Source organism: Phaeovulum sp., from assembly GCF_041596715.1.
GTDB lineage: Bacteria > Pseudomonadota > Alphaproteobacteria > Rhodobacterales > Rhodobacteraceae > UBA6213.
Map to the genome: position 1 here is coordinate 1 of NZ_JBFHIA010000357.1, position 2,194 is coordinate 2,194.

Here is a 2,194-nt window from a genome sequence, read left to right on the forward strand (position 1 = left end):
GCGCGGGGCACTGGCGATCGTGAACGGGTGCGGCTCGGACAGTCCAGCTTCCGGCGCTCGAACGAAAGCGAATTGCCCGGGCCGCCACCGCATGGCACGGCCTTTGGGAGTGAGCATCAAGGTGGTCGTGTCACCGGTCTGCCTGATCTGGCTGACGGTGAAGTCTCTACGCCGTAGGTGCGGAGCGAGCAACTCGGTGAAGATCCAGGCGACCACTCCGGCGATGCCGAAAGCATTCAGCACCAACATGAATGTCGGGTCTACCCCAGCAGGCATGTCGACAAAAAACTGGTGAAACACCACGATTGCAAAAAGGGCTCCCATGAAACGATGGCTGAACCGCCAGAGCTGATAGGGAATCTCGAGCCCGATGAAGGGCAATCTCCGGAACCAGCTGACAGCGACTAGGGCGAGAAGTGCGTTGAAGGCAAGTTCGCCCGCCTCTTCACCTAGGTCCCCAAGGGAGGTTTCACGCACCAAACGCTCGAAATCCGGCTCTATCTGCTGGTGCAGTATCATCAGGACCATCGCGGAAATGCCGAGCCATTTGTGGACCCGGTACATTCGATCGAGACCGCCGAACAATGGTTCCACCAGTGGCGGCCGTGCGGCGAGGATCAAGGTCTGTGCCATCGCGACAACTGCCGCGGCCCCGACGGCAATACCAAATGCTGCATCCGCACCATAAGGCGCATAGGTGTTCATCCCGAGCAGAGCCGCCAGCAGGCATGGCAGCGCCACCAGCACCGGGCCCGTCAGGGCCAGAGGAGAGTTGAGGGAAAGCCGAGGGAGTGTGGGAAGGCCCGGCGCAGAGACATTACCATCACGATGCGCCGTATCAGTCATCGTCGCGTCTCTCGTGATCGCGGTCGCGACGATCATCATCGTCGTCCTCAAACTCGAACTCGATTACTTCCAACGTCGCCGGGTGGACCGTCACCTCGATCGCACGCCCTTGGGCATCCCGGCCGTCAATTTCGTAGCAGCCATCGTCGATCTTGATGCGGCGCACCGCCCAGCCATTTTCCTCGGCAAGACGGGCAACCGCGTCGCGCGGCTGCCAATCAGCCATCGGAACGAAGCAGTCGTCGTCAGCCAGCGCCGCGCCGGCCGGGAAGACCGCGAGAAAGCCGATAATTGTCAATGTCTTCTTCATGGGGCACACTCCTAGTGGCTCGCCTCTTGATGCACTTCATGCGCTGCGAAACTGACGACAGCCTGAACGGGCGCGACCCACAGGCTTCAGCTTCGTGTCAGCCAGACGGATCATGCAGGGACATCAGACAAGAACGGGTACGACCATGCGCATATTGCTGATCGAAGACGACACGACCCTCGGCGCTGCCGTGCGCGACCAGATCGCAGCCGATGGCCAGTCAGTGGATTGGGTTACGCGGTTGGATGCGGCAAGCGATGCCATGGCTGCTACGTCCTACGACTTAATCCTGCTCGACCTGATGCTGCCGGACGGGCGTGGCATCGGGTTCCTCAAGGCTTTGCGCACGCGGGGCGACGTGACGCCGGTCATCATTCTTACCGCACTCGACCAAGTGTCGGACCGCATCGAAGGCCTCAACGCGGGCGCAGACGACTACCTTGTGAAGCCTTTCGACCTGTCGGAACTGTCGGCGCGGATCGGATCGGTCGCGCGGCGCTACAGCGGCAACCCCAACCCGATCCTGACCCACGGACCGCTCGACATCGACCTTGCTGCGCGCAGCGTCCATCGGGATGGCAGACATGTGCCGCTGACGGCGCGGGAATGGGCGCTCTTCGAAGCCTTCCTCGCGCGCCCCGGGCAGCTCCTGTCCAAGGCGCAGTTGGAGGAGAAGCTCTACGCCTTCGACGCCGAGGTCGAGAGCAACACCATCGAGGTCCATGTCAGCCGCCTGCGGAAGAAACTGGGGAGCGCAATCATCGAAACCGAGCGCGGCATGGGCTACCGCCTGGGCAGGCCATGAGGTGGCCCGCAAGCCTTCAGGCGCGGCTCGGCCTATCCGTGGGGCTGGTGCTGACGGTGCTGTGGCTGCTGGCTGCGACGGTGACGGCCGTGATCGTCCGGGCCGAAATGGACGAGGTCTTCGACAGCGCGCTCCGTGAGACAGCGGAGCGGATCCTGCCGCTGGCAGTAACCGACATCGTCGGGCGGGAAGATCAGGGTGTGACCCAGCGGCTCGCCCCGATCCGTGCGCAC

Annotated in this window: 3 protein-coding genes and 1 pseudogene; 2 read left to right on the forward strand and 2 right to left on the reverse strand. The window is 62.8% G+C overall.

The genetic code is table 11. From position 1 onward, the window contains the following. Both ABY403_RS15925 and ABY403_RS15930 read right to left on the reverse strand, forming a co-directional pair. On the reverse strand, positions 1-885 hold an 885-nt coding region (locus ABY403_RS15925), incomplete at its 3' end, for a ferric reductase-like transmembrane domain-containing protein (RefSeq protein ID WP_372841793.1). Continuing rightward, a complete protein-coding gene (locus tag ABY403_RS15930) occupies positions 839-1,156 on the reverse strand; it encodes a PepSY domain-containing protein (protein WP_038068680.1) in 318 nt (105 codons plus the stop codon). The genes ABY403_RS15925 and ABY403_RS15930, both read right to left, overlap by 47 nt. Positions 1,157-1,301: 145 nt before the next feature. Here ABY403_RS15930 and ABY403_RS15935 point away from each other — a divergent pair, with 145 nt between their 5' ends. Together ABY403_RS15935 and ABY403_RS15940 are read left to right on the forward strand one after the other, a co-directional pair. After that, positions 1,302-1,961 (forward strand): response regulator transcription factor, encoded by a 660-nt coding sequence (locus ABY403_RS15935; protein WP_372841794.1) that lies wholly within the window; start codon positions 1,302-1,304, stop codon positions 1,959-1,961. Continuing rightward, positions 1,958-2,194, forward strand: a pseudogene (locus ABY403_RS15940) (two-component sensor histidine kinase); the annotation flags it as partial. The gene ABY403_RS15935 and the pseudogene ABY403_RS15940, both read left to right, overlap by 4 nt.

What these genes read in the sequence shown, in the direction of transcription:
- ABY403_RS15935 (WP_372841794.1), top strand. Translation starts at nt 1,302, where the DNA reads ATGCGCATATTGCTGATCGAAGACGACACGACCCTCGGCGCTGCCGTG.
- ABY403_RS15930 (WP_038068680.1), bottom strand. Translation starts at nt 1,156, where the DNA reads ATGAAGAAGACATTGACAATTATCGGCTTTCTCGCGGTCTTCCCGGCC.